Origin of the sequence: Vulcanisaeta distributa JCM 11216, from assembly GCF_001315985.1 — an archaeon.
Lineage (GTDB): Archaea > Thermoproteota > Thermoprotei > Thermoproteales > Thermocladiaceae > Vulcanisaeta > Vulcanisaeta distributa_E.
Map to the genome: position 1 here is coordinate 1 of NZ_BBBI01000006.1, position 24,146 is coordinate 24,146.

At 44.6% G+C, this 24,146-nt stretch carries 31 protein-coding genes, 1 tRNA gene, 4 pseudogenes and 1 CRISPR repeat array; of the genes and pseudogenes, 28 read left to right on the plus strand and 8 right to left on the minus strand.

Annotated features, from left to right (window positions below; all coding sequences use genetic code 11):
• The first annotated feature begins 291 nt into the window (after nt 1-291).
• The 5 genes and pseudogenes from cas4a (at nt 292) to JCM11216_RS17055 (ending at nt 2,931) form a co-directional block, all read left to right on the plus strand.
• Nucleotides 292-1,089, plus strand: coding sequence for a type I-A CRISPR-associated protein Cas4/Csa1 (gene cas4a, locus JCM11216_RS06115; RefSeq protein ID WP_054853635.1), 798 nt, complete (start codon nt 292-294; stop codon nt 1,087-1,089).
• Nucleotides 1,082-1,818, plus strand: a pseudogene (gene cas1, locus JCM11216_RS06120) (CRISPR-associated endonuclease Cas1); the annotation flags it as partial. The gene cas4a and the pseudogene cas1, both read left to right, overlap by 8 nt.
• 15 nt (nt 1,819-1,833) lie before the next feature.
• Nucleotides 1,834-2,082 carry a hypothetical protein gene (locus tag JCM11216_RS17050; RefSeq protein WP_243675634.1) on the plus strand — a complete coding sequence of 83 codons (249 nt, stop codon included), beginning with the start codon at nt 1,834-1,836 and terminating at the stop codon, nt 2,080-2,082.
• Nucleotides 2,083-2,358, plus strand: coding sequence for a CRISPR-associated endonuclease Cas2 (gene cas2 / locus JCM11216_RS06125; protein WP_054853636.1), 276 nt, complete (start codon nt 2,083-2,085; stop codon nt 2,356-2,358). It abuts the gene before it with no gap.
• Between the two features lie 348 nt (nt 2,359-2,706).
• Entirely contained in the window at nt 2,707-2,931 is a 225-nt protein-coding gene (locus JCM11216_RS17055; protein ID WP_243675625.1) for a Dna2/Cas4 domain-containing protein, read from the plus strand.
• A 1,216-nt stretch (nt 2,932-4,147) separates the two neighbouring features.
• Here the strand turns inward: JCM11216_RS17055 and JCM11216_RS17060 are convergent.
• Genes JCM11216_RS17060 through JCM11216_RS17070 form a run of 3 tightly spaced genes read right to left on the minus strand, consistent with a single transcriptional unit; the run spans nt 4,148 to nt 4,904 of the window.
• Complete coding sequence (locus tag JCM11216_RS17060) at nt 4,148-4,312, minus strand: hypothetical protein (RefSeq protein WP_243675435.1); 165 nt, start codon at nt 4,310-4,312, stop codon at nt 4,148-4,150.
• Complete coding sequence (locus JCM11216_RS17065; RefSeq protein ID WP_243675436.1) at nt 4,279-4,677, minus strand: hypothetical protein; 399 nt, start codon at nt 4,675-4,677, stop codon at nt 4,279-4,281. The genes JCM11216_RS17060 and JCM11216_RS17065 overlap by 34 nt, the downstream gene beginning before the upstream one ends.
• Nucleotides 4,584-4,904: a hypothetical protein gene (locus JCM11216_RS17070; protein WP_243675438.1), complete on the minus strand. Its 321-nt coding sequence runs from the start codon at nt 4,902-4,904 to the stop codon at nt 4,584-4,586. Before JCM11216_RS17070 ends, JCM11216_RS17065 begins: the two co-directional genes overlap by 94 nt.
• Before the next feature lie 122 nt (nt 4,905-5,026).
• Between JCM11216_RS17070 and JCM11216_RS06140 the strand changes: the two genes are divergently transcribed.
• From JCM11216_RS06140 to JCM11216_RS17090, 12 genes and pseudogenes are all read left to right on the plus strand, one after another.
• Nucleotides 5,027-5,437 carry a hypothetical protein gene (locus JCM11216_RS06140; RefSeq protein WP_054853638.1) on the plus strand — a complete coding sequence of 137 codons (411 nt, stop codon included), beginning with the start codon at nt 5,027-5,029 and terminating at the stop codon, nt 5,435-5,437.
• A gap of 5 nt (nt 5,438-5,442) precedes the next feature.
• Nucleotides 5,443-6,482 (plus strand): annotated as a pseudogene (gene cas7a / locus JCM11216_RS06145) (type I-A CRISPR-associated protein Cas7/Csa2).
• Between the two features lie 33 nt (nt 6,483-6,515).
• A pseudogene (gene cas5a / locus JCM11216_RS17075) lies at nt 6,516-7,251 on the plus strand (type I-A CRISPR-associated protein Cas5a).
• Nucleotides 7,248-7,388, plus strand: a complete 141-nt coding sequence (locus tag JCM11216_RS17080; protein ID WP_243675440.1) for a hypothetical protein — start codon at nt 7,248-7,250, stop codon at nt 7,386-7,388. Before cas5a ends, JCM11216_RS17080 begins: the two are co-directional and overlap by 4 nt.
• Before the next feature lie 23 nt (nt 7,389-7,411).
• Nucleotides 7,412-9,196 carry a CRISPR-associated helicase Cas3' gene (cas3, locus tag JCM11216_RS06160; RefSeq protein ID WP_054853641.1) on the plus strand — a complete coding sequence of 595 codons (1,785 nt, stop codon included), beginning with the start codon at nt 7,412-7,414 and terminating at the stop codon, nt 9,194-9,196.
• A 335-nt stretch (nt 9,197-9,531) separates the two neighbouring features.
• The gene (locus JCM11216_RS06165; RefSeq protein WP_243675442.1) at nt 9,532-9,807 is read left to right on the plus strand and encodes a hypothetical protein; all 276 of its coding nucleotides are present in this window, start codon (nt 9,532-9,534) and stop codon (nt 9,805-9,807) included.
• Nucleotides 9,783-10,016 carry a hypothetical protein gene (locus JCM11216_RS06170; protein ID WP_243675444.1) on the plus strand — a complete coding sequence of 78 codons (234 nt, stop codon included), beginning with the start codon at nt 9,783-9,785 and terminating at the stop codon, nt 10,014-10,016. Before JCM11216_RS06165 ends, JCM11216_RS06170 begins: the two co-directional genes overlap by 25 nt.
• Nucleotides 10,017-10,068: 52 nt before the next feature.
• The gene (locus tag JCM11216_RS06175) at nt 10,069-11,097 is read left to right on the plus strand and encodes a hypothetical protein (protein WP_243675446.1); all 1,029 of its coding nucleotides are present in this window, start codon (nt 10,069-10,071) and stop codon (nt 11,095-11,097) included.
• Between the two features lie 69 nt (nt 11,098-11,166).
• Nucleotides 11,167-12,015 (plus strand): CRISPR system precrRNA processing endoribonuclease RAMP protein Cas6, encoded by an 849-nt coding sequence (gene cas6 / locus JCM11216_RS06180; protein WP_243675447.1) that lies wholly within the window; start codon nt 11,167-11,169, stop codon nt 12,013-12,015.
• Between the two features lie 250 nt (nt 12,016-12,265).
• Nucleotides 12,266-13,653: direct repeats of the CRISPR family, unit length 25 nt; unit sequence GAAATTCTCTAAAGAGAATAGAAGG.
• Nucleotides 13,654-13,671: 18 nt separating this feature from the next.
• The gene (locus tag JCM11216_RS06185; RefSeq protein WP_054853741.1) at nt 13,672-14,157 is read left to right on the plus strand and encodes a PaREP1 family protein; all 486 of its coding nucleotides are present in this window, start codon (nt 13,672-13,674) and stop codon (nt 14,155-14,157) included.
• 306 nt (nt 14,158-14,463) lie between these two features.
• Nucleotides 14,464-14,772 carry a hypothetical protein gene (locus JCM11216_RS17085; RefSeq protein WP_243675449.1) on the plus strand — a complete coding sequence of 103 codons (309 nt, stop codon included), beginning with the start codon at nt 14,464-14,466 and terminating at the stop codon, nt 14,770-14,772.
• Nucleotides 14,762-14,968: a hypothetical protein gene (locus JCM11216_RS17090; RefSeq protein ID WP_243675450.1), complete on the plus strand. Its 207-nt coding sequence runs from the start codon at nt 14,762-14,764 to the stop codon at nt 14,966-14,968. The genes JCM11216_RS17085 and JCM11216_RS17090 overlap by 11 nt, the downstream gene beginning before the upstream one ends.
• 6 nt (nt 14,969-14,974) lie before the next feature.
• Here the strand turns inward: JCM11216_RS17090 and JCM11216_RS17095 are convergent, their stop codons facing one another.
• Nucleotides 14,975-15,520 carry a hypothetical protein gene (locus JCM11216_RS17095; protein WP_243675452.1) on the minus strand — a complete coding sequence of 182 codons (546 nt, stop codon included), beginning with the start codon at nt 15,518-15,520 and terminating at the stop codon, nt 14,975-14,977.
• A gap of 145 nt (nt 15,521-15,665) precedes the next feature.
• Between JCM11216_RS17095 and JCM11216_RS17100 the strand changes: the two genes are divergently transcribed.
• Nucleotides 15,666-15,827 (plus strand): ATP-binding cassette domain-containing protein, encoded by a 162-nt coding sequence (locus JCM11216_RS17100; RefSeq protein WP_243675453.1) that lies wholly within the window; start codon nt 15,666-15,668, stop codon nt 15,825-15,827.
• 51 nt (nt 15,828-15,878) lie between these two features.
• On the opposite strand, the pseudogene JCM11216_RS06200 reads toward JCM11216_RS17100, so the two are convergent.
• Nucleotides 15,879-16,599: pseudogene (locus JCM11216_RS06200) on the minus strand (SDR family oxidoreductase).
• A 291-nt stretch (nt 16,600-16,890) separates the two neighbouring features.
• On the opposite strand from JCM11216_RS06200, the gene JCM11216_RS17105 reads away from it, so the two are divergent.
• The 5 genes from JCM11216_RS17105 (at nt 16,891) to JCM11216_RS17120 (ending at nt 19,392) form a co-directional block, all read left to right on the plus strand.
• On the plus strand, nt 16,891-17,196 hold the full coding sequence (locus tag JCM11216_RS17105) for a Rieske 2Fe-2S domain-containing protein (protein WP_243675455.1): 306 nt from the start codon (nt 16,891-16,893) through the stop codon (nt 17,194-17,196).
• Nucleotides 17,197-17,237: 41 nt separating this feature from the next.
• Nucleotides 17,238-17,507 (plus strand): hypothetical protein, encoded by a 270-nt coding sequence (locus tag JCM11216_RS17110; RefSeq protein ID WP_243675456.1) that lies wholly within the window; start codon nt 17,238-17,240, stop codon nt 17,505-17,507.
• Nucleotides 17,508-17,567: 60 nt separating this feature from the next.
• Entirely contained in the window at nt 17,568-17,792 is a 225-nt protein-coding gene (locus JCM11216_RS17115) for a hypothetical protein (protein ID WP_243675457.1), read from the plus strand.
• 67 nt (nt 17,793-17,859) lie between these two features.
• A complete protein-coding gene (locus JCM11216_RS06210) occupies nt 17,860-18,960 on the plus strand; it encodes an ATP-binding protein (protein WP_243675458.1) in 1,101 nt (366 codons plus the stop codon).
• A gap of 264 nt (nt 18,961-19,224) precedes the next feature.
• Nucleotides 19,225-19,392 (plus strand): hypothetical protein, encoded by a 168-nt coding sequence (locus JCM11216_RS17120; RefSeq protein ID WP_243675460.1) that lies wholly within the window; start codon nt 19,225-19,227, stop codon nt 19,390-19,392.
• A 180-nt stretch (nt 19,393-19,572) separates the two neighbouring features.
• On the opposite strand, the gene JCM11216_RS17125 is transcribed toward JCM11216_RS17120, so the two are convergent.
• A tRNA-Pro gene (locus tag JCM11216_RS17125) sits at nt 19,573-19,719 on the minus strand.
• A 258-nt stretch (nt 19,720-19,977) separates the two neighbouring features.
• Here JCM11216_RS17125 and JCM11216_RS06220 point away from each other — a divergent pair.
• From JCM11216_RS06220 to JCM11216_RS06235, 4 genes are all read left to right on the plus strand, one after another.
• Nucleotides 19,978-20,595 (plus strand): hypothetical protein, encoded by a 618-nt coding sequence (locus tag JCM11216_RS06220; RefSeq protein WP_054853647.1) that lies wholly within the window; start codon nt 19,978-19,980, stop codon nt 20,593-20,595.
• Nucleotides 20,596-20,726: 131 nt separating this feature from the next.
• Nucleotides 20,727-21,176 (plus strand): hypothetical protein, encoded by a 450-nt coding sequence (locus tag JCM11216_RS06225; protein ID WP_243675462.1) that lies wholly within the window; start codon nt 20,727-20,729, stop codon nt 21,174-21,176.
• The gene (locus JCM11216_RS06230; RefSeq protein ID WP_054853649.1) at nt 21,160-21,411 is read left to right on the plus strand and encodes a hypothetical protein; all 252 of its coding nucleotides are present in this window, start codon (nt 21,160-21,162) and stop codon (nt 21,409-21,411) included. The genes JCM11216_RS06225 and JCM11216_RS06230 overlap by 17 nt, the downstream gene beginning before the upstream one ends.
• Nucleotides 21,402-21,587: a hypothetical protein gene (locus JCM11216_RS06235; RefSeq protein ID WP_054853650.1), complete on the plus strand. Its 186-nt coding sequence runs from the start codon at nt 21,402-21,404 to the stop codon at nt 21,585-21,587. Before JCM11216_RS06230 ends, JCM11216_RS06235 begins: the two co-directional genes overlap by 10 nt.
• 148 nt (nt 21,588-21,735) lie before the next feature.
• Here JCM11216_RS06235 and JCM11216_RS17130 read toward each other — a convergent pair whose 3' ends face one another.
• Entirely contained in the window at nt 21,736-21,918 is a 183-nt protein-coding gene (locus JCM11216_RS17130) for a dienelactone hydrolase family protein (protein WP_243675626.1), read from the minus strand.
• Entirely contained in the window at nt 21,915-22,529 is a 615-nt protein-coding gene (locus JCM11216_RS06240) for a dienelactone hydrolase family protein (protein ID WP_243675464.1), read from the minus strand. Before JCM11216_RS06240 ends, JCM11216_RS17130 begins: the two co-directional genes overlap by 4 nt.
• A 144-nt stretch (nt 22,530-22,673) precedes the next feature.
• On the opposite strand from JCM11216_RS06240, the gene JCM11216_RS06245 reads away from it, so the two are divergent.
• Complete coding sequence (locus JCM11216_RS06245) at nt 22,674-24,041, plus strand: MBL fold metallo-hydrolase (protein WP_243675466.1); 1,368 nt, start codon at nt 22,674-22,676, stop codon at nt 24,039-24,041.
• Nucleotides 24,042-24,146 lie beyond the last annotated feature (105 nt).

Below are 24,146 nucleotides of genomic sequence, written 5' to 3' on the forward strand. Positions count from 1 at the left end.
CAAACAAAAACCAACAACCAAAAATAAAAACCTATCGACAAGACAATAAAAACACAACCACACATGGCCTCTCAAAATCCCACACCAACACACAAACCACACTAATCATCAACAATCAACAACTCTATGCCCACGCTGGGATTTCATAATTCCAGGTGCGTTAATGCGTCAACGTGTAATGGCGGATTAGAATCATTGGCAACTTCGGTATTGGTTTATTTCTGTTTCTCAATTAATTGATATGTATTTCACAATTAAGAATAAATTACATAAATAAGTTTGAGAAAACATATGGTACTGCCCAGGTGGGTTTGGGACTACATTAAAACCACGATGGAGAACGGGTCATACGCAGAAATCAGAGGCTGGGTTAGAGACGCAGTTGTCCCAAGGCATTCCATTAGGCCAACGGTATCTGAGGTATCATCACCATGCCCAACAAAGCGCGATGCATATCTAAGGCGCGTCGCTAAGATACCAATAGAGGACAGCGAAAGCCTAAGACTCGGCAGGTTAGTACATGAGGTATTCCTAACACCATTCAGAGAGTCAATACCATTCTCACAACTCGACGCTAAATTCGAAAGCATAATCAACGAGTACGGAGATCTAGGCATCAAGTACAGGACCCAACTATACGAGGTCTATATAAAGGCCGTGACCATGGCCCTCAACACCCGTGAGGAGGGAATACCAATCAGCGTTGAACCAGCAATACCAGGGGGGGCGCCAATCGGTCTCTCCGACATTATTAAGCCCGACATACTCGTGGGCTTCATACCCGTGGAAATAGTGACATCATCACCAACGGAAGAATTAACTAATAGGAAGGACATAGCCGTCACAGCATACGCACTAGCCATAGAGGCTTGGATCGGCCACCCAGTGGACATAGGCGTAGTACTTCATATAAGCATTAACGGAAAGCCAAGACTCACCTGGAGGGTTGTCAAGATAGACGATGCACTAAGGAAGATGTTCCTCGACATGAGAGATACCGTGGCTAGAATAATCGAGCATGGTGACGACCCAGGACCCGCTAGCTCCTGCCCAAGGACCTGCCCATTCTATGGTGTCTGCCATGGCTAACGAAGTATTCATAACAGAACCAGGTACAAGAATCATAGCAAGGAAAGGCACAATAATAATAGTGGGCAGGAATGGCAACAAACAGGTACTACCACCAAACACGGAGGAGGTAATAATCGCAACATCAAAAGCCTCAATATCCACAAAGGCAATAAGAATACTCGCCACAAAAGGCACAAACCTAGTAATCCTAAACCCACTTGGGGGGGACCCCGCGGCCATTATTACGCCACCCATCATAAACAAAACCGTTATAACCAGGATAAGGCAATACGAACTATTCCTAAACAACGAAACAAGACTTGAACTAGCACGCAGAATCATCGCATGCAAGATCGAGAACCAGGCAAGGCTTGTCAGGTACTTCGCCAAAAGCCGCAGGGAACCCTCATTAAACGACATAGCCTACTCAATATCATCAATGGCAACACAACTAATGTCCATAGAAACCAATAAGCTAAACCCAGAAGTCATCGAAAGCATCGAGGCCAAGGCAGCCAATGCGTACTGGGACGTCGTAACATCATTACTACCCAACTGGCTTGGGTTCCACGGCAGGAACCCCCCCGAGGGCACAGACCTCATGAACCTAGCCCTAAACTACGGCTACGGAATACTCTACTCAACAATGGAAAAGTACCTAATAATGGCCGGGCTAGACCCATACCTAGCATACTCCATACAATAAAGAGCGGAAAACCATCACTTGTCTTCGACATAGTCGAGATCTTCAGGCCAGTAGCCGTGGATAAGCCACTAATAACGGAGATAAGCGATATCAAGCTAAACACCGTAAACGGCTTCCTAGACTACGACTCAAGAAGAGCCGTGGCCCGAGTAATACTAAATAACCTAAACAGGGACTACATAAACCCAAAAACCAACAGAAAGACACCACTAACAGAGATAATGAAACACGAGACCTGGCACCTAGCCTCAATAATCAGGGAAGGCAACGTGAAGGACTACGAATGCTTCACCTGGGTGTTCTAAATGTATGTAATCGTCTCATACGACGTAAGCAACGATAAGAGGAGACTCGAAATAATGAACAAACTAAAGGCAATGGGCTACATAAGAGCACAAAGAAGCCTATACATAGCCAGAGGCGGCAGCGCCCTAGCCAAGGACACGGCAAGAGCACTAACTAGACTCATGGACAAGGAAGACTCCGTAATAATACTAATAATTGACACACAAACACTAAACAACGCAATAAAACTAGGCACCGCAAACCTAGCAATACCAAACGAACCAACGGTGATATGATGGACTACATACCAATAAGCATGGTGAAGGAATACACGTACTGCCCAAGGCAGGCATACCTAAAACTAATGATAATGAAAGAACCACCCACAGAATCCATGAAATACGCAAAACAAACAACAAATACAGAAAACATAACCAAAGCCATAAAACAACAGGGAATACAGGGAGAAATAAAACTAGAAGTACCAGTAAAGTCCACAAGCCTCGGCATAGTGGGCAGGGTAGACGCCATAGCAATAAACGGAAACAGGGCAACCATAATAGAAACAAAACTAAACATAGGAAACAAAAAGAAACTACACACAAAAATACAACCACATACTAGCCCAAACAATAGCATACACAATAGCCGTAGAAGAAACAATGAAAGTCACCGTAGACAAAATAATAATCATAAACCAAGAAAAACAAACAACAATAACCATAAAACCCACACCAAACCTAAAAACATGGATAAAAAGAACAATCCAAGAAATGAAAAAACACATACAAAACCAAGAACCACCACCAAAAACAACAAACAAAGCAAAATGCAAAACCTGCTACTACAAAAACATATGCCCACCATAAACCACAACCCTATTCTCTTTAGAGAATATCTTGCAATTGCTACTGAGGCAAGGCCCACAGGACTTCATGCATCTAGGACCCTTCTATTCTCTTTAGAGAATATCCGTTACCTCACCGTAGAACTTAACCCTTAGCGGTGAGCCACACCTTCTATTCTCTTTAGAGAATATCAACGTACTCTTTGCCAGGAGGATGCATCCAATACTTAGGGCTCCTTCTATTCTCTTTAGAGAATATCTGGGTCCACTATCTTGTGGTGCCTCCTTGCTTCATCCTCTATGAACCTTCTATTCTCTTTAGAGAATTTCGCTTCATTGCATACAGGGTGGCTAAGTCACTAAACATGCCGTTCCCTTCTATTCTCTTTAGAGAATTTCACGATGCTCGTCATCAACATGAGACAGCAAGGAAATAAAACAACCTTCTATTCTCTTTAGAGAATTTCACATTGTCCAACCCGTCAATGCAAAAGGATTAGGAGACCACGACGCCCTTCTATTCTCTTTAGAGAATTTCCGTACGTCCTAATTAATCTTCTAACGAATTCTGACATTGTCACGCGTTCCTTCTATTCTCTTTAGAGAATTTCTGATTGTGTTGCTAATCGTTTTAGCAACCGTCGTAGTCATAACACCTTCTATTCTCTTTAGAGAATTTCGGAAGTTTATTAAGTACTCACTTCCACGGTTGATTGCTGTGCAATCATCCTTCTATTCTCTTTAGAGAATTTCTTTCACGGAGAGAAATGCTTATAAACTAGTTAGTCTATGTTATAGACCCTTCTATTCTCTTTAGAGAATTTCGTAATTACTATAATAATTAGTGTTTATGCCTGGGTCTATCGGCATCCTTCTATTCTCTTTAGAGAATTTCCCACTTGTTGTTGTTGATATTGAACCACTTGATGGAACATACTTATTCCTTCTATTCTCTTTAGAGAATTTCTGAGACGTTACTATTTAAGCTTACTTATAAGCCTTTCTTCACACAATACTTATAACTATCGGAACATGCATACCCACGAACATGCATGGTGCGTGCCTGTTCCCACGGTATACCTTATAAGCTCGTCAATGTTCTGTTGTTTGCGTTCTATTTCACATAAACAAGCCTGTTCCCACGATAAATGACACCGTGATTTAATAATGAACAACCCTGGTTTAGCCTTGCGTTCAATTTCTAAACAACGCCAGTGTTCCAATGACCCTATTAATGACTAGGCCTGCGACTCCTCACGCGGAGCCTTTGCCACACCCACGAGCATAAGGCCTAGAGGCTTCAACCCGTAGTAATGGGCCTTACCCCCCCTCTTCTCATAACCTATCAACCCCCCCTTCCTAATGAGCTTCACGAGAATCCTCTGAACCGTGGCCATGGACACACAACCCCCCCGGGCTTCTTACAATCCCTATTGAGTTCGCCATGTATATCCTTAGCCCTATGCATGCCACTGCCTATTAGCTTGAGGACCCTGTACTCATCATACGTTAAATCGGCTAACCGAGGCACAACAGGCCAGGGAATAACCCTCTCCTCAACATTCCTAAACAAGGCCCTAACCGACGGACTCTCCTCCTCAAGCATAACAAAGACACTATCCACAGCGACGCCCACGTAACGACCAACCGAGGACAAGGCCAACGCCAAAAACATCAAAGCAACACTAAGCCACCTAAAACCACCAGCCATACCAATAATGACCCTACACGGCGCATAACCCTCAACCAACGACCTAAGACCAGCCACACTATTGGCAACCCCCCATCCCTAGGATCAAGCCAAACATCAACAACCTCAACCCCCCCACTATCCAACTCATTAACAAACCTACGAAGAACCTCCATAGCCTCAGTAGGCTGCCTCCTACCACCCCCCCTAAGCACCTCCTCAGGCACAACCCTAGGCTCACTATTAACCAGAAAAACCACATCACCACCCCACAGGCCCAGCCCTAACCAACGCCTGCTTCGCATTACCCCGGATAAAAACCAACACTAACAACCACACACTTCCTAACATTCAACTTCTCCATAAATTGAGCAGAATAGCGCAATTAAGTATATAAAACTGCCTCAGCAGTTCAGTTAGTGAAAATATGAGTCAACAATCAGTTTCCCAAGAGACTAGGGATTATGTGAAAGACGCTGCCGATATTGTGAGGATTGTTATACACCGTGAACAAGCATACGATATTCTTGATGAACTAGCTAACAACCCTAAACTCGAGACCCTAATCGACGCATTATCTAAAATCTCCAGGCTAGTGACCAAGACTCTGAACGACCTTAATGACCTTAAGAATAAGGTGAATAGAGATGATTGTAGGAGTGTGATAACAAATGTCATGGGTGGATTACAATGGTGGTTTAAGAGACAGGATGAATTGTACAATTATCTTAAAAATATTAAGGACGTACGTATTGAAATTAAGCGCTTTGCGGCATATGCATTAGCACCAGATAATAACGTGGTTAAGATTAGTGAGTGTGAAGAAAGTATGAGGTGATAACCATGGCATACCCACCTTACGTTAAGGTTACTGGTAGATTTACGGTGGAGGTTTCAGCCCTAACTGGATCGGGCAATATTGGTAATTATAATCAGGTTGCTACTGCTAAGATAGTTGTTCCAAATGGTAGTACATATAGGGTTTATGATAGTGTACCCATAATCACGGGAAACGCCCTTAAGCATTGGCATGCCGTTTATCTTGCTCAAGAATACGTGAAATTGAAAGGTTCATTATTAAATATTCTATGCAAGCATGGGGTTGGATTAAGAGGATATAAATATACTGTAAATCAAATGGACTCTGGTTCTCTTGCATCCGCTGATAGTGAACAAGATGCCATAATTGACCTTTGTAATGACTTACATGGGTTTTTAATACCTGATAAGCAGCTTAAGAGGGATTCACTTATTGAGGTTAGTCATGCCATACCCGTGTTAGCTATCGATAATGTTGAAAATGTCGTCAAGTTTGCAGTTCAACATAATAGGGTTGTTCCTAAGCAAGTCACAAAAGGAGAGGGCGAAGGTATGATGGTGTTTAAGCAAGAATATGTGTCAGGACCTTTATATGCTTCGCCATGAGTATGGACCTTGGGTGGGTTTTGAGACCTAGGTATGAGGGTGATGGCAGTATTATAAGCAAATTACCTAATAATGCGAATGTAGATGAAGAGAGAAAGAGGAGGGCTAGGGCGTCAATATTGGCAGTTTTAAACATGTTAATGGGCAGTGGCTCTAAGCAGGCACGCTCATTGCCTATAAGTGACTTAAAGGAGTTGATCATAGCAGTTTCCGATGCACCAATACCTAACCTGGTGCATGGTGCTTACCCTGACTATGTTAAGCAGTCGATCACCGTATTAGAGACCTACGCATCTATCGTAAGTGAAGCTCACGTATACGTTCATTGCTATGGAATAAGCGAGTGTAAGTCCTTTACCGCGTTCAAGAATATGTCCGTGAAGGTTCACGATAATCTTAAAGACCTGTTTGATGAGGTTATTAAGGAGGTTGAGGATATGATTGCGAAATACAAGTAGGCGGTTTTGATGAAGGTTCTACTTGTTAAAATAATGCCTATATACTCCATAAGGATACCCGAAACCTACCAAGTCGCCGTTTCTTACCCATTAATTCCACCATCAACCCTAATAGGCTCCATATCCTACGCATTCTCTGTATTAGGCTATTGCGGTAAGTCGGGGGGGCAGGTATGGCGTGACCGCGTTAAAGAATGTCTCGATTTTACGAGGAAGCACGTCCTTAAGGCGCGCGATACATCGATAATAGAGGATGGGCTACCCATAGTTAAGTGGAGTTTGGTGTTACGTGTGATTAGGGGTGTGCTTGAGGAAAATAGGATGCCGGCAAATATTGAGGAGTTTAAGGGGGTTCTTAGATGCGATGATTAGGGAATTCGCGTTATCACACTCAAGAACCGTATTGATAATACCTAGAGATGATGATTCCATTGACTTATTAAAACGTGCATCATGGCTTATGGGTAGGTTTGGCAATAGTGAGTCTTGGGCATCCACGATTTCAGTAACCGTTACTAACGCGGAAAGGTGCAATGATAGGAATGTTAATGTAATTGTTAAGTATGACCAAAACCGTATCAGTGGCGGGTTCACGGTAGTCAAGGCCACTGATGAAGTGGGTAATGAATCCACGTTCGCATTACCCATCATATCTGGTAGCAGGGGGGGTGATGTTTATTACCCATCAATGATGAGCTATGGCGGCGATACACTATGTGCTAGGCTTAATGGCGTGAATATAGTATTTCCTGGCGGTGATGATTGGTGAATGCCAATTTCGAAGAGTTGATTAGGGACTTCATAATTGAGTGGTGCGCAACAAAGCGTGATAGGAGTAAGTGTACGGTGAATGAAGAGTACCTAAAGAGACAGGCCAAGCTGCTGAGGACATTTATAATGAATTAAACAGCGCCGATAGGGGCAAATTAGTGATTCTTAAGGCGCCGACGGGCAGTGGTAAGACGGAGATCCTGGCCTCCGTATTCCTAATGCAGTGGCGTATGAAGGATTGGTTTGCGGGTAGGCTTTACTGGGTTGAGCCGATGCACGCATTGCTTAGGCAGATGAGGGATAGGCTGGAAATCTACGCTAAATTGGTTAATAAATCGTTGAAGATCGGTGAGGATCATGGAGAGGTAATTAATAAGACGTTTCTATACACGGCACCGATAACCTTAACTACCGTAGATACGCTGATCTATGGTTATGTAGCCAGGAGGGTTCAAACCTGGAGAGAGCGTGGGGTTGAGACGGGTAGGTATACATTACCCGCTGGGTTAATAATGAATTCGTTGGTGATATTTGATGAGGCGCATTTAATACAGGATGAGGCATTCCTGGGGGGGTCTAGGGTGCTTGCCAGGGTTATTTGTAGCATTGTTAAGGCTGGTGGGTTAGTTATCTTCGCCACCGCGACATTACCAAAGTCCATTAAGAAAGAATTCACTGAATTATGCAGTGATGATAGTATAAGGGAAATAACGATTAATGGACCTATGCGTCAAGTAACCGTTAACATAGTGGATTCATTACTAATCGAGAATATAGATACGATACCGTGCAACGACTTCTCAATAGTGATACTAAATACTGTGGATAGGGCTCGCAATGCGTATGAGAGGTTAAGAGAGAGGTGTGATAAGAATAATGAGGGTAAAGTTGCCCTCATACACTCATTAATGACGAGAAGTGATAGAGAGGAGGTGTACAGGAGAATAAGTAATGCTGAGAATCTACGCAATAGTGAAAAAGGCACGGGCTTCATACTGGTTGGAACCCAGGCCGTTGAGGTAGGCATAGATTTCTCCTTCAATAGGTTATACACGGAATCATCGCCAATGGATAGCTTAATCCAGAGAATAGGCAGAGTAGGTAGGAGAGGCGTAAAAGGCGAGGCCACGATTTTTACGCAACTTGAAAGCCCAGCGCCTTACAATGACGAGATAATCAAAGTGACTCACAATCAAATCAATAGGCTAAAAACAATTGATTTTAGTGACGTTAATGCCGTATCGAACTTATTAGATAGCGTGTACACAAGTGACTTAGTCGAGAAAATATCCAGCAGAGGCGATGAACTTTTCCATAAATCTATGGACTATTTAGAAAACCTACACCTCTTCGCCTATCCTCCTGATGAGGAAGCATACGAATTCCTGATAAGGCCATCCTACTATGTAGAGGTTGTTATACTTGATGTTGATAAGCTAATACATTATGACAGTGATATGAGCGTAGATAAGGCCCTAGCACAATTAATGAATGGCGGCTGCGTACGTTATGAAACAAGAAATAATAAAGTAAGGATATTATGTAGCGAGGACACTGTACACATGAACATGTTTAAACTATCAATCTCTGAGTTACGTGAGGGACCGCTTAATAAATATCAAAGTTTAGTAAGTAATTTAGGAAATGCTACCTCCCCCCCGGGCATATACCTACTAACATTCAACAGGGATGAAAAAGCCACTGATCTTATTAATAAGGCTGAGGAGAGGAATATGCATATTGACTTTTTTATATTCGAAAACATTAATAAAAACGATGAAGTAAATTACTTATTATGGAATCCACCACCATTAATAGCAATACTTAGTGAAGTTGATAATCTGCAAATATATCAACATTATACGGGATTAAACACCGAGCTACTTAAACCAAGCCAACAAGCCACAACTAAGAAAAAAGGCGGAAAGGGCCGTAAGAGGTGATGATTTAATGAGCATCTGCTACTCATACAATAAGGAGAGATACGAAGATCATATAAAGGCAGCTGTGCAGTCTGGAGAATCATTAAGCCTTACTATGGGAAGGTATTGGATAGAGTATTAGGTAAGCTAGAATTTGACCCAATAGCCGTAGCCTGGCTATTCATGACATTGGAAAACTCACAGACGCGTATGGGAATAGTCGCAGAAACTTTAGGCACGAAATATTTAGCGGCTATGCCATGTACAAAATTCTCGAGAAAGCACCTGAGGATGTGAGAATGGTTCTATCATTAGCTGTAACTCTTCATCATGAAAACATCCTAATGGGAGTATACGTGGGCGAACTAGGTGAGAGGTACCTAACGATAAGTAACATCAAAAGAACCCTTAATGCATTTGGGAATAAACTCAAACCCAATTGCGACGTTAAGCAGACGTTCAATGAATTACTAAAGAACTTCCTAACAAGAGAAGGACTCGTAAATGATGAACTTACTAATGACGTTATGGGGGGGTTTATAAACCATTGGTTAAATAATGGTATTAAAATTGATGACATCATATATTCCATTAAAGATATGATTGCGTGGGCAAGTGTGGGGGGCCTTTAGAGGATCTGCTCATACGTAGAGCCAAGGTGGCCTCAGTACTTCATTTAATAACGTTAGCGGATTCCATAGCCGCTAATACACTTAGGGGTGGAAGTAAGGAGGATGAGGGTAATTGGATAGTTGAAAGAGTATCTAGAGGCGCTGAACCAGTAAGTATCGATGAGATTAAGAATACAATCAACAAGGTGATAGGCAATGCCCCCCCTTGAACTCTACACACCAGGGCATAACCTAGTCACGGACTCGTTGATTATGCATGGCATGGTTAGGTACTTGGTTTGGGCAGGGGGGGCTAGGCATGGATCCGTGGAGAGGATTGGTGAGAGATTCAAAATAATCATCGATGATGAAATAGACGAGGATAAAGCAAAAAGAACGCTTAAAACATTGCAAGAACTGAGTAACGCTACTATTGAAAGAGAAGAGCCTATTGGATTAATCATTAAAAAGATTTGGGCATCCAACGTCAATTCGACTAAACAGAACCTTAGGAGTTGGTTCGATTCATTACAAAGCGCAATTAAGGAATTTAAGACAATAAAAATTTATGCAGATATAGATCATGCAGTAAGCAGCAATGAGGGTAGAAGATCATCTAAAGTAAATTCAACGGTATATCTACCATTAGGCCCCATTTATGGTAAATACCTCAGTAAGGATTACGTAGTCAAGGAAAATGTACAATACATGGTGTGTCCTACATGTTTCCTACTTGCTAACATGGGCCTTGCTTACGGGGTATTCATATTAAGGATTAATAAAGGCAATAGAATTAGTTCAATAATGGTATCCCTAGTTCCATCAATTAAGGCTGATTTAATCGATATTATGCTAGTGCAGAGAGCGTTTGAATATAAATATAATGAATTTAATTTAGATATTCCAATTCTTGCAGTACCATTAATAGCGTTATCTTTCGGAGAAACCCTCTATGCATTTGAGAATATGGATGCATTAATATGGGTTTATGAAAAAAGTGGAAACTTCATGAGAATACCGAATTATATCCAGGTTAATATAGAGGGATTACTAAAGACGGTATCAGGTATTAAGTACTATATACCACAGTGGCCGAAAATTCTAAACGAATGCTTCCTTAAAAACGAAGATGGACCAACTATTCTTGCTAAATTGAACGAAGCTGTAATTAATAACGTAATAAAGGAACATATATATGACATTGCTAGAGAAATTATAGGTCTATTAAATGTGAAAAAAGATGAGAAAAATGTATGTAGACCTTATCTTAGTGTAGCACAAAACTTAGTTAATGCATTATTAGAAACATAGTTTTTAACCATATGGAGAACATTTTTATGTGCCTGAAGCATTTATTAACAGGTATAGTATAATTGCGTGGTGATTGGTTTACTTATTAAGGTTGCTTTTACCGTTGATTGGGAGGTTACGTTTAATACGTGGTGTGGTCGTTTTGTTAATCGCTTGGTTAGTGAGGTATTAAGTGGTGCGGGTTTTAATATTCCTCATACCGCTAGAGAGAAGCCGTTCACGGTATCTCCAATACTTAACATTAAAGGCAATGTAGTTAGTAGGCTTATACCTGGTGAGCCCTATAATGTTAGGGTTTCCCTAATATGTTCTGAGGTTGATTGCTCTATTGTACCTAGCTTATTTGTTAAGGGTGAACTTAGGTTAAGTAATGGTGAGGCCATTAAGGTAATTAGCACCGAGGTTAATGAAGCCAAGCTGGAGATGCGTGATCATGATGACTACAGGGCTGTTTTTCGTTGGCGTGTTAGGTTTTGGCCTACTTCGTTTATTTTTAGGAGTCATTATGTTGCTTGGCCTAGTCCTTCTAGGTTTTTGTCTTCGGCTGCTTCTACGCTTGTTAGGGTTTTGAGGGGGGGTGGTGATTTGTTGGTTAGTAGGGGGGGTGGTGAGCCGTTAATTGGCATTATTAATGATGCCGATTTTAAGGGTTTTGTTAGGGATTTAGCCTTTAACACGGAGGTTCTCGACATGAGGGTTAGGAAAGTTGATCTTAACCTTGGTAGGGGGGGTAGGAGGGTGCCTGCCTTTGAGGGTTTTGCTGAGTATGTCACGTACACGGATAGGCCCGGCTTGTTTAGGCTTCTTCTTGATGTGGTTAATGCCTATGGTGTGGGTAAGAATAGGGCCTTGGGCCTCGGTTATGTGGTTGCCGATATCGTGGATACGAAACGCCTATCGAGGGTCAATAAACGGTGACCGTAGGAACACCTGCGTTTATGTGGGATTGATTGTGGTGTGGGAGGTGGTTATTGGTGGTGTGGTTGGGTCGTGGGGAACAGGTATGTTCATGTGGGATTGATTGTAATTGTTAGAACGTGAATTACCGTCGTTGGGTAGTTCGTGGGAACAAGTGCGTATCGTAGATGTTCGTGGGTATACCTCTTCCAATGATGGGCAGACCCGTGTGAAGAAAGGCTTATAAGAAAGCTTAAATAGTAACGTCTCAGAAATTCTCTAAAGAGAATAGAAGGAATAATTAATGATGGAAAAAAACCAACAAACAGGGCCAAGGCCAAACCACTCCGAAATTCTCTAAAGAGAATAGAAGGAGTCTACGAAATAAGCCATACTAATCACTCTCGGGATAACAATAACGCGAAATTCTCTAAAGAGAATAGAAGGACTACGACTTCAATGCACCAATCAACGCTATTAGTATGATTATGAGAAATTCTCTAAAGAGAATAGAAGGATTAATCGAGAAGGTTATTCCCTTCTGATACCCAGGAGTATTTGTAAGAAATTCTCTAAAGAGAATAGAAGGGTATGTCCCTCTCCGGGTCCTTACTGATGTTCCTCCTCTCGAGGAGGGAAATTCTCTAAAGAGAATAGAAGGACTCGTTACAAAACTATTTGATTACATAGACAACGAGAGAAAGGTCTGAAATTCTCTAAAGAGAATAGAAGGCTTACCACCAATGACCTTCTTAGCCCTGAAGGTATCCTTGCAGGCATTGAAATTCTCTAAAGAGAATAGAAGGGTAGAGCTTCTCATGAATCGCAATTGGTATTAGTATTATTGAGGGGGGGAGAAATTCTCTAAAGAGAATAGAAGGAGGTAGTTTAGTATTGAGTCGTTATTGTTCCCAGTGATTTTACCCAAGAAATTCTCTAAAGAGAATAGAAGGTTTACGTCATTAATGCGTTGCTTAACCACTTTCCTAAAGCGGATTAAGAAATTCTCTAAAGAGAATAGAAGGCATTGAGAATATCAACATTGGAAAGAAAGTATTTAAGAAAGTTGGAAATTCTCTAAAGAGAATAGAAGGAGTTAGATAGTAATTGCCGTTGCTGTCAGCTTCATAAATGAGTGCGAAATTCTCTAAAGAGAATAGAAGGCGTACACGGTAACTTCTTATGGGCAAAGTATTTTAATAAGTACGAAATTCTCTAAAGAGAATAGAAGGGTTAGGCTTCATGATGAGTACCCAGTCGTGATTACACGTGTAATGAAATTCTCTAAAGAGAATAGAAGGGCTGGGACGGGAAAGACGACCCTAGCAGAACTCGTAGCTAAGTACCTCGGGAAATTCTCTAAAGAGAATAGAAGGACTACCACATTGGTAGTGGGGGGGGCGGGCCCGGGATTTCAATTGAGAAATTCTCTAAAGAGAATAGAAGGCAGTATGAACAAGGCGTACATAAGCAACGTAAGTGTCCAACCAGTCATGAAATTCTCTAAAGAGAATAGAAGGTCTCCCTCGTTGTGTAGCCAACCCCCGTGCCGAATACGAACCTGAAATTCTCTAAAGAGAATAGAAGGTCGCAGTCGCTATCGCAGTTGAATATCGAGTTGGAGGAGCAATACGGAAATTCTCTAAAGAGAATAGAAGGATGAGGTGGTTGTGGATTATGCTGTCTCATGCATTTTCTGCTTGCTTATGGAGAGGGGGGATTGACGTTAATGAGGTGTTGCTTGATGCCTTGGGTATGAAGGATCTTAGTGAGAGTTCTAGGGAGAGGATGAGACTCGCTGAGGTTTACCTAAGGGAGTGTGAGGAGTATCTCGCTAAGGGTGATGCTGTTCAGGCGTCGGAGAAAGCGTATAGAGCGGCTGAGGAGGTTGTTAAGGCGCTTGCTGAGAGGTTTAGGACGCCGGAGTATCAAAGGGCCTTGGAGGAGGGTAGGTGGCACACGTACTTGCTTAGTATGGCTAGTAAGACCTTGGCGAAGAGCCTAGGTGATTGGGTGGTTGATGGTTGGAATGCTGCGTATGATCTTCATGTGTGGGGGGGTTTTCATGAGGGTAAACTTACGGTGGATTATGTGAGGGTTGGTGTGAATAGGGTTAAGGCGATGTTCAGTGAAGCTAGGAAATTATTTGAAGAGAGTCGTTAAATTATGGTTAATCATATACCGGTATTGAACCTATGCCCGGGAAGTAAGGGTTTTTAAGGCTTTGTAATGGAGAAATGAGACCATAGGTTATCAAGGTAGTTTGTTAAGACAGTGCTTGTTTAATTGCTATGATGAATTGTCATGACTATAACGTAGTAAGTACGGACGTGCATTGATAATACTATCGCGATGTTGTGGGTGATTATCGTTCAATCCTCTGTTTAATCCTTTATATACTTCTGCTTAATTGCTGTATTTGGTGGGGGGGTGGAATTAATTTTTATACCTGGTTGTGTTTAGTTTTTGATGGGTAGGTCGAGGTTTGTTGTTGCCTTTGGTGATTTCATTATTGAGGCTCCGATTGGTAGGAGGCAGGCTGGGGGGGCTTTGTTGAGTTTGTTGAGGGTTTTGTATGTTGATTACTTGGGTGCTTATCGTAATTACCGTGGTGTTGTCCTTAATGTTGGTAGGTTTGTCCGTAGGTTGGCCCTTGGGATTGTTAGGGATTTTGGTATTGAGTGTGGTGAGGGTGCGGCGTTTCGTGATCCCTGTCTCATTATTTATGATGTTGGCTTGGACGTACCGCCCATGGTCTTTGGGGGGGGTGGGTGGTGATGCTTCCTTTGAGGATGTTCTGCGTGAGGTTCTTAGGAGGGGGGGTTTTATTGATGTTGTTGGTGATTTGCATGTGGGGGGGGTGACTTACGTGTATAGGGATGGTGGTAGGTTGAGGGTTGGTGATGATTATTTTAGGGTCGTTGTTAATGGGCCTGGTGACATATACATTGAGTATGGGGGCTCTGGTGAGTAATATGAATTAGTTTGTATTGGCTGTTCTTAAAGTCTCTGGTGCTTTGATGGGCTGGTATCCTCGTGCCTTGTTTAGGTGTTGCTGGAGTCCCGTGGCTGTTAATGCTAGTCCTGTTGCTGTTATTATGCTACCTGCTGTGCTTGACCAGGTGAGCATTAGGGGTGTGCCTAGGGATGTTGTGATTATTCCCATGTTTAGCATGGCTGTTGTGCTTAGTCCGTGGTTTGTCATGGTGTGTATTAATGCGTATGTTGATAGTATTGTGAGTATTAGTGTGATTAGTGTGATGATTGGTCCTAGGATTGTTATGTGATATATACTTAGTCCCATGAGTATTCCAGGTGGTGCGCCAATGGCGATTGCGGTGATTGGTAGGGCTGTTTTTGCGTGGTCCTTATTTCTTGTGGCCCTGATCATTAGGGGGGGTCCCGTGGTTAGGTAGATTAAGCCAATGGTTATGAGGCCTAGATCGGTATTGACGTATGAAGAAGGCATTATTGCGTGGTTAATCACTGAGTATAGGCCGATAGAGCCCAGGGCGATGAGTGCCACGCCAACCGCGATTAGTGCCTGGCTAATCTTGTGATTATTCTTTGATTGTCATGATTCATACATGAATTATTATTACTTTTGTCTAAAAGCATTACTAATGTCGTGAGCGTAAGGCTTATTAGCGTCGTCATGATTATGAATGCGCATGTGCATGGCTGCGAATGGGCTTGTTAAGAGGTTTGGCGGTATCCCTGCCTTGAATGGTGTTGGTTTTGAAGTAGAGTGCGGTGAGGCCGTAGCTCTGCTTGGCCCTAGTGGTGCTGGTAAGTCGACAATGCTTAGGTCTGCGGTTTTGGGGAGGGGCTGAGGAATGCGGGCTTGGCCTGTGAATATGTTGTTGGAGGTTAGTTGTGTTTAGTTACGCGGAGAGGAAGCCTCCGTCGACTGGTATTGCGGCTCCATGCACGTAACTCGCCATGTCCGAGGCGAGGAATAGCGCTACCCTGGCGACCTCGTCTGGATCGCCAAGTCTCTTGAGTGGTACCCTCATGAAGTATTCAATGCCGGTCCTTATTACGTCAATCCTCAACTTCAGTATGGCCTCCTGCCTTAGTCTCTGGACGCCTGGTGTGTTTATTCCGCCGGCGATTATCACGTTTATCCTGAAGCCCTTCGGCCCGTATTCCTTGGCGAGGGCCCTGGTGAGTGCTATTATGCCCATCTTGCTCATGTCGTAGTGCACCAGGTTCCTTGCGAAGGGTAGTATTGACTCTATGGATCCAATGTTTATTATTACGCCGCCCCCCCTATCACCCCCCCTGCCCCCTTATCATGCCCTGGCACATGTAGAAGACTGACTTCAGGTTCACGGCAAGCGTCCTCTCCAGGGCCTCCTCATCAACCTCTAGGAAATCCACGAATTCGTAAATGCCCGCGTTATTAACGAGAATGTCAGGTTCCCTACCCTTAATGGAGTCCCATAGGGCGTCTATCTCCTTCTTCCTGGATAGGTCGACGCGGTAGGTACTAACGTCAACGCCAAACCTACTCCTGATCTCATTAGCCACGTCATTAAGCCCGGCCTCATTTACGTCAACGAGGTATAGGGACGCCCCTGCCTCGGCGAACCTAAGTGCCATGGCCCTACCCATCCCAGAGGCTGCACCAGTTATGAGGGCCCTCCTTCCCCCCCTGAGTGATATTAACTCGTTGATTGGCTTGCTCATGCCGCCAACGTCACCATCACGGTACTTATTAAACCTTAGCCCAGGGAAGGCAATACTACTTATACATGCGTAGATTTTCACTGTTGTGATTAAATTTATTAACTAAGACCTAAAATTAATGCTTGCATATACCATGTGGATTGCTATACTTTCATCAAGTGAGATAGGGAGGGATAGCCCCCCCTTGGTGTCAAGAGGCTGAGCATGAACCTGGTATTTTGGCGTGACAAGTCGGGAAGAGTTAATGCGCTGCTTGATGACTGCCCGCACAGGCATGCCAAACTCTCACTGGGTAAGGTAGTTAATGGCAATATTCAATGCCCGTACCACGGCTTCGAATTCGACGGCTCTGGGAGGGCTGTTAAGGTCCCTGCCCTGGGCAGCTCATCCGAAATACCGAAGTACCTAAGGGCATTTTCCATCCCAGTGTATGAGGCCCACGGCATTATCTGGCTTTGGTACGGCAGTGGGGGGGACCGAGTAAGCCGCCGAGGTTCTTCGACGATTTAGACGGGCTAAGTGCGTACTCTGAGTATAGTGAGGTGTGGGGTGTGTCCCTGCCGAGGGCCGTTGAGAATCAGCTTGATGTGTTTCACCTGCCCTTCGTTCATTATAACACCATTGGTAGGGGTGGTAAGACCCTGGTTCACGGTCCACTGGTCAAGGTCCTTGATGATTACTCCTTCATTATTTACCCATTCAATGAGGTCGATAGAGGACAAAAACCACTGAGGAGTAGTCAAATAAACGCCAGTGGGTTGAGGAATTACCTCTGGTTCATATACCGAATGTTTGGGAGAATTACATATCCAGGAACATGAGTTATAGCCTTCTTCGCACCCATTGACTCGGGTAGTACTAGGATCTACGTAAGGCTTTACATGAGGGTGACCGGCGTCAGGGCGATGGATAGGGCAATAACCAAGTTGCTGATGCCCTTTAACATCTACGTACTTCATCAAGACCGCAGGGTAGTACTCACGCAACCCAATGATATTACCCACGACAAGTTAATTCATGCAGATTACCCAATAGCGCTGTATAGGAGGATGTACCTAAGGGACAAGGAACTAAACAAGTTATTGAATGGCGCAGTGACGCCTTAGCATGAATTAAGCCATTACGAAATACCCTTATAAACTTCTGGGGGGGCAGAAGTTACTTCCGGGGGGGGTGGAAGTGCTCTTTGATTTACGGCCAAAGTATACCAAGTATGATCTCTTCGATAGGGAGGTTGAGCTTAGCAGGGTTATTGAGTATGTCGGTAGGTTGGGTTTACCCATTACCCTGGTTCTTGGTTTTCGTAGGGTCGGTAAGTCCTCCTTAATACTCGTAGCTATCAGGGAACTGGGTCTACCATCGATATATATCGACTTAAGGAAGTTTGAGGAGAGGCAGTACCTGTCATATAGGGACTTCGTCCTTGAGATTCAACGTGAGGTTAACAATCTCACCAGTAGATTTCCTGGGTTGATCGACTTCCTTAGGAACATAAGTGGCGTTAGTATTATGGGTAATCAAGTCCTCTTCTCCTGGAAGGGCAGTGGCAGGGTTTCCCTTGCCTCATTACTTGATGCCTTAAATGATTGGGCTAGTAATGGCGTTGTTATTGTGTTCGACGAGGCCCAGGAGCTTGTTAAGGCGAGGGGGGGCTTCAACGTATTGCCAGTCCTTGCCTATGCATACGATAATTTGAGGAGGATTAGGTTCATAGTAAGTGGCTCAAAAATGGGGCTCCTCTATAGGTTCCTTAGGATTAGGGATCCTGAGTCGCCACTCTTTGGTCGGGCGATGGGCGTTGTGGAGTTATCGCCTTTCACCAGGGACCAGGTTGCTGAATTCCTGAGGCGGGGGGGTTTCGAGGAGTTGGGTATTGAGTTTAGGGATTTCGATGCTGTGTATGAGAGGCTTGGCGGCATCCCAGGTTGGCTCACGTACTTTGGCCTTAGGTACTATGAATATAGGGACCTAAATAAGGCGATTAATGAGACCGTGAGCTACGCGATAGCGTTGATAAGGCAGGAATTCAATAACTTCCTAACCGATAAGGTGGCTGCGAGGGATAGGTACTTGACGATAATGAGGATCGTGGCGAGGGAATGCGCGGGTTGGAGTGAGATTAAGAATGGGCTTGAGGTGGAGCTCGGCATGGAGATTAGCGACTCAAGGATAAGCGAGTACTTAAGGCAATTACTTGATTCAGCCTGGATAGTCAAGGTGGACAATAAGTACTGCCCAGCCGAGCCACTGATAGGTGCGGCATTCAGAACCTAAAGATTAGGTAGGTAAGAGCTAAAAAATAAATAAATGATGGAAATAATAAGTGACCGAGTCAGCCATGGGCGTATTCAGCGTCAAAGCGCGCATTTGGAACGTTAGGGAACCAGCGAGGTCAACCACGGTTGACCTACTCGTGGATACAGGCTCAACGTACACCGTAATACCCAGCAGGATACTCGAGGATTTAGGCATCAAGCCACTAGGACGGTTAGGCCTAGGCTGGCTGACGGTAGGATTATTGAGAGACCATTGGGTGAGGTGGGCATTGAGATTGATGGATTCACGGCATCAGCAACGCCAGCCATCTTCGGTGACGAGGGCATATACCTACTTGGTTCAGTAACCATGGAACAACTCGGCCTGACACCAGACCCCCCCATTGAAAAGAGGCTAAAACCCACCGAGGCATTACTAATGACCACGTGACAGGCGGAGATCTAAGACAATCGACGGAATAATCGAGAGAAACATTGACGAAGCAATGATCAAGCACCTGAACAAAAAGGCAACAACAATCGTAACCCTCATCAAGAAAAACGACACGGAAATCCCCAACACACAGAAAAACCAGGCTAAAGACAAAACCAGCAGCATGAACAAACGTGGTGGGGGGGCCGCCGGGATTTGAACCCGGGATCACTCGGGCATACCCCCCCGCCACCACCGGTTTCAAGCAATGTCCCGGTGGTGGACATCCAAGCCGAGCTTTAGGTGCGATGTCCGCATATCCTAGCCAGGCTAGACTACGGCCCCCCCGCTCTTCATAAACTTAATGTAGTTTTTAAGCTTTTACTGATGATTCGCTTTATGGATAAGGGGGGGTGATGCTTTGTCCTTTACGATAACGTATCTTCTTTCTGCTATTATCTATTATGTTAATATATTGACTATTGTGTTCTTAACAGTGACGTTCCTAAGCTATATGGTGCGTTTTTACTTTCTATTTGGCTTAAAATCAACTTAGCCATGATGAAAGTGCCTTATTAATCGAGTTAAGAATTAAGTCCGTGGATGATTAATGCGGTCTTTGATAGGATTAGGGTTTGCCGGGGGGGTGTGAGGATTAGGGGGGGTAGAAGGCGTTTGACATGTGGTGGTGAAGTTGATGAGGTTACGAGAAGTGAGGTATTGAATTTAGTTGGGAAGTTTCTTAGAAGGGTTGAGAAGTATAGGGATGTTTTGCTAGGTAATGAGAGGACTCCATTCGATATGTATATTGATGAGTTGGAAAACTTTATCGGTTATTTGAGATCGAGGTTAAGTGAAGTTAATAATCCGGGACAGCTTGATAATGCGGAGAGGACTATTATTGAGCTTAGGAAGGCTTTACTTACCGTTTCCAGCACAATGTTAAGGCTTCTGAGGAGGGTTAGGAAAAGGTGGCTTATGAGGGGAAGGCTTGAGCTTGAGGAGTTGATAATTAAGTTAGTGAAGAGCGAAGTAACTGTATTAGTTAATGGTGAATTAAATAAAGAGGAGGAAGGCTTTTCTATTTATTTATATGCTGGGCATCTAATAGTCGTAGTTGAGAAATTTCCTAGGAACCGTGGTATAACCGTGAGACTAATGCTTACTAATATCAGGGTATTCACGTTATATCGCCAAGGCTGTTTGACAATAATGTATTAAGAGCCATGCAATATGGGTTGTTATTGACGGATGGTACTGTTGATAGGGATGGATACTCTGAAATGAGCACGACCCACCTTTGGCAAGGCATTATATGGCCATTGATATTTCCGGGCAAAAATAGTATATATGTGAAGAGTATTAATATAAATGATGGGGGCATAACCATTACGTGGTTCTTGACATCCATTGATTATAAGTTTAAGGGTAGGAGTGTTGTTGATGTTAAGCGTGGTTTTGTTGGGGGGGAGGTTGTTGGTTTTGATGATTGGTTGTTTTTGTGGTTTTTGTTGTTTGCTGTGTTTGGTGATGGTAATGTCGATGTTCAGGATGAGTATGATGTGAGGGAGATTCGGTTGTTCATGGGTGGTGGTAAGTACGTGATGTGGGGGGGGCCGATTATTGAGAGGTTGAGGGGGGGGTTGGGTTTTAGGGGGGGTGGTGAGTATGGGGTGGGGAGTGGGTTGTTAGGGTTAGGTCTTCGAGGGCTGCTAAGTTGGCTAGGGAGTGGGTGGGTGATCCCGTGTTTGGGGGGGGTTATTATTGGGGGGGGATTTGGCTCGATTGAGCGATGCTGTTAAGCTTAGGCAATTGATTGGGTTGGCTGGCGTGGGTTATAGGCCGAAGGGTAGGTCCTCCGTGATTATTGGCAGTGTGAAAATGACGGTGAGAGTTCGTGACGGTTATGTAGAGTTAGTGGCCGTCCGCAAGGATGGAGCCGAAATCGCGAGGGTTTTGGAGAGTCTTAGGGCCCTGGGGGGGATTATTGCGAGTGTTACTCCGTGGGGGGGTGGTGGCATGAGCGCGTGCGTGTAAGGCAGGGTGAGGTGATGAGGCATGATTGGGTTAGGGCCGTGGTATGTGGAAAACTGACTGAGATGCTGAGGGAGGCCGTGGGTAATGGTGATGATGGGAGATCGCGAAGTATTAATGTCGCCATGGCTAGGCTTGGCTGCCAAACCACTACTGAGGACTTGGTGGGAACTCGGTAGGTGAATAGGTTTTATAATTAATCATTGCCACCCTTGTTCTCGGTCTGGCCCTTCCCTTCCTTTTGCTTTAGTATTTCCACCCATGTTAGGAAGCAGTCGGTGATGGTGTTCCCAGTCCACCTTTGTTCCTTTTCACCACCCATGCCCATCAACCCAGGTACTTCCTGAAGAAGTTAACCGTCCTTTCCCAGGCGTCTTTCGCGGCCGTCTCATTGTATACTGGCCCGCCCTCGGTGGCGAAGGCGTGGTACGTGCCTGGGTAGAAGGCCATCTCGAACCTTGGTTTGTGGGTTAGTACGGCCTTTATTAGGTCTGGTATTCCCTGGTTTATGGCTGGGTCCTCGCTGGCGTAAATAGCCAGTATTGCCCCCCCTTGATCTTGGCTATGTCGTTTAAATTCTTCGGGTTCCTACCGTAGTAAATCACCGATGCGTCAAGGGGGGGCACCCTAGTCGATGCCTCAAAGGCCAGGCCGCCGCCCATGCAAAAGCCTATTATGCCCACTCTCTCCACCTTGTACGTACTCTTTACGTAGTTGTACGTGTCCACTATGTCCCTGACCATCCTCTCCTCAGTGGCTTCCCTATTAACGACTAGTTCCTGCACTATCTCCCTCTCTGTCGGCGATAACGAGCTCATTAACTCACTGATTGCCTTTGGATCAGCCCTCCTCTCCGGCGGTAGGGACCAAAACCTCCTCATTACGCCTGCGATGTTTTGCTCAGTAAATACGTCAGCCCTCCTAGAGTATAGGTTTGGTGCGATGGCCAGGTAGCCAAGGCCTGCCAGTCTCCTGGCTATATTCCTTATGAATTCCGTGATGCCGAATATCTCGTGTATTACAATCACGGCTGACCTATACGTCGTGTCCGGCGTTACCTGGAAGGCTGTTAATTCGCTACCGTCGCTCGCCCTATACCTTGTGTACTCCTCCCTCGGCATGTCCTTAGGCTTTGCCTGCTGTCTTATTAGGTTTTCGTTATCGGATTTCCGAGACGCATTGCTTGTTATTTCCCATGCTTCTTTAGAGATAATTTTTTAAGTGCCTGCGGTACTCGTTCCCCCCCAGTTCTTGAGGTTTTGAGTATGGCATCCTTAAAGGAGGAGATGGAGAAGAAGATTATGGAGATCCTACCGCCCGAAGCCAAGTTTTCTAGGGTGGACTTTGAGGGGGGGCCTAACGTAATTATTTACGTGATGAACCCAAGGTACGTGATGGAGCACAGCGAGTACATAAAGACCCTGGCTAAGGAGTTGAAGAAGTACATAATCATTAGGGGGGGTGATCCGAAGGTTAGGATTAGGGAGGTTGATAAGTTGAAGAGGGCCATAACGGATATGGTAACTAAGAGCGTGGGCTCAAACATAATCGATGATATTGTGGTTGACGAACCGACCGGTGAGGTCTATGTATACCTGAAGAAGCCCGTTAGGGAGAGGAGTAAGTTGGAGAAGGAGATACTGGCTGAGACTGGCTGGAAGCCCTGGATAATACCCACGGCCCTAGAAATGGGCGCTGGACTGCCTAGGTCGGATATAGATGCCGTTAAGCAGATACAATTGGCCACGGCAAAGGATAGGCTCGAGTTCCTTAGGAGGCTTGGAATGAGGATTCATAGGGAGCCCATTTACAGGGATGCCAGGATAACAGTTACCGGCCTAGGCGCTCAGATGGAGGTTGGTAGGAGCGCCATACTCATAAGGACGAAGGAAAGCTCAATACTCCTGGACTGCGGCGTTAAGCCATCAAGCTCGGGAGATGAGGCACCATTACTTGATGAACTAGACCTGGACACCCTAGACGCCGTAGTCATAACCCACGCGCACATGGACCACATCGGCTATGTACCATACCTATTCAAGTATGGCTATAAGGGCCCGGTCTACATGACGGAGCCGACCAAGTACCTAATGGAGGTGCTACTCACTGACTATATTGAGCAGGCGGAGTCTGAGGGTAGGGTTCCACCGTATAGTAGGCAGGACCTTGCCCAAGCCCTCTACCACACGATAACCCTTAACTACGCTGATCACCCAACGGACATATCACCGGACACGAAGTTGATGCTCTTCGACGCGGGTCATGAGGTTGGCTCAGCCGTGGTGCACCTACACATTGGTAATGGCCTTTACAACATCATCTACACGGGAGACATGAAGTACGGACCAACGAGGCTCCTGAACCCAGCCCATAATAAGTTCAAGAGGGCTGAGTTGCTCATTATGGAGAGTACCTACGGTGGCAAGGAGGATATTCAACCGCCAAGGCAGGAAAGTGAGCAAAGGCTTGTTGATTTGGTTAAGCACACCGTTGAGCATGAGGGTAAGGTTTTGATACCCGTGTTCAGCACGGGTAGGGCCCAGGAAATACTCCTGGTGCTTAATGAAGCCATTAACAATAAGCAGTTACCCAAGATCCAATCTACGTCGATGGGATGGTGCTGGAAACACTAAACGTACACCTAATGTTCCCCGACTACCTGAATAGGACCCTCAGGGAGATGATATACGACGGCATAAACCATTCCTGAGTGAGTACGTTAAGCCAATCGAGAGGGC

Coding starts and splice junctions, on each gene's coding strand:
- cas4a (WP_054853635.1), top strand. CDS start 292: ATGGTACTGCCCAGGTGGGTTTGGGACTACATTAAAACCACGATGGAG.
- cas2 (WP_054853636.1), top strand. CDS start 2,083: ATGTATGTAATCGTCTCATACGACGTAAGCAACGATAAGAGGAGACTC.
- JCM11216_RS17070 (WP_243675438.1), bottom strand. CDS start 4,904: ATGCGAAGCAGGCGTTGGTTAGGGCTGGGCCTGTGGGGTGGTGATGTG.
- JCM11216_RS06140 (WP_054853638.1), top strand. CDS start 5,027: ATGAGTCAACAATCAGTTTCCCAAGAGACTAGGGATTATGTGAAAGAC.
- JCM11216_RS06175 (WP_243675446.1), top strand. CDS start 10,069: ATGGTTAGGTACTTGGTTTGGGCAGGGGGGGCTAGGCATGGATCCGTG.
- JCM11216_RS06185 (WP_054853741.1), top strand. CDS start 13,672: ATGCTGTCTCATGCATTTTCTGCTTGCTTATGGAGAGGGGGGATTGAC.
- JCM11216_RS17085 (WP_243675449.1), top strand. CDS start 14,464: ATGGGTAGGTCGAGGTTTGTTGTTGCCTTTGGTGATTTCATTATTGAG.
- JCM11216_RS17100 (WP_243675453.1), top strand. CDS start 15,666: ATGTGCATGGCTGCGAATGGGCTTGTTAAGAGGTTTGGCGGTATCCCT.
- JCM11216_RS17105 (WP_243675455.1), top strand. CDS start 16,891: ATGAACCTGGTATTTTGGCGTGACAAGTCGGGAAGAGTTAATGCGCTG.
- JCM11216_RS17115 (WP_243675457.1), top strand. CDS start 17,568: ATGAGGGTGACCGGCGTCAGGGCGATGGATAGGGCAATAACCAAGTTG.
- JCM11216_RS06220 (WP_054853647.1), top strand. CDS start 19,978: ATGATTAATGCGGTCTTTGATAGGATTAGGGTTTGCCGGGGGGGTGTG.
- JCM11216_RS06240 (WP_243675464.1), bottom strand. CDS start 22,529: ATGCCGAGGGAGGAGTACACAAGGTATAGGGCGAGCGACGGTAGCGAA.
- JCM11216_RS06245 (WP_243675466.1), top strand. CDS start 22,674: ATGGCATCCTTAAAGGAGGAGATGGAGAAGAAGATTATGGAGATCCTA.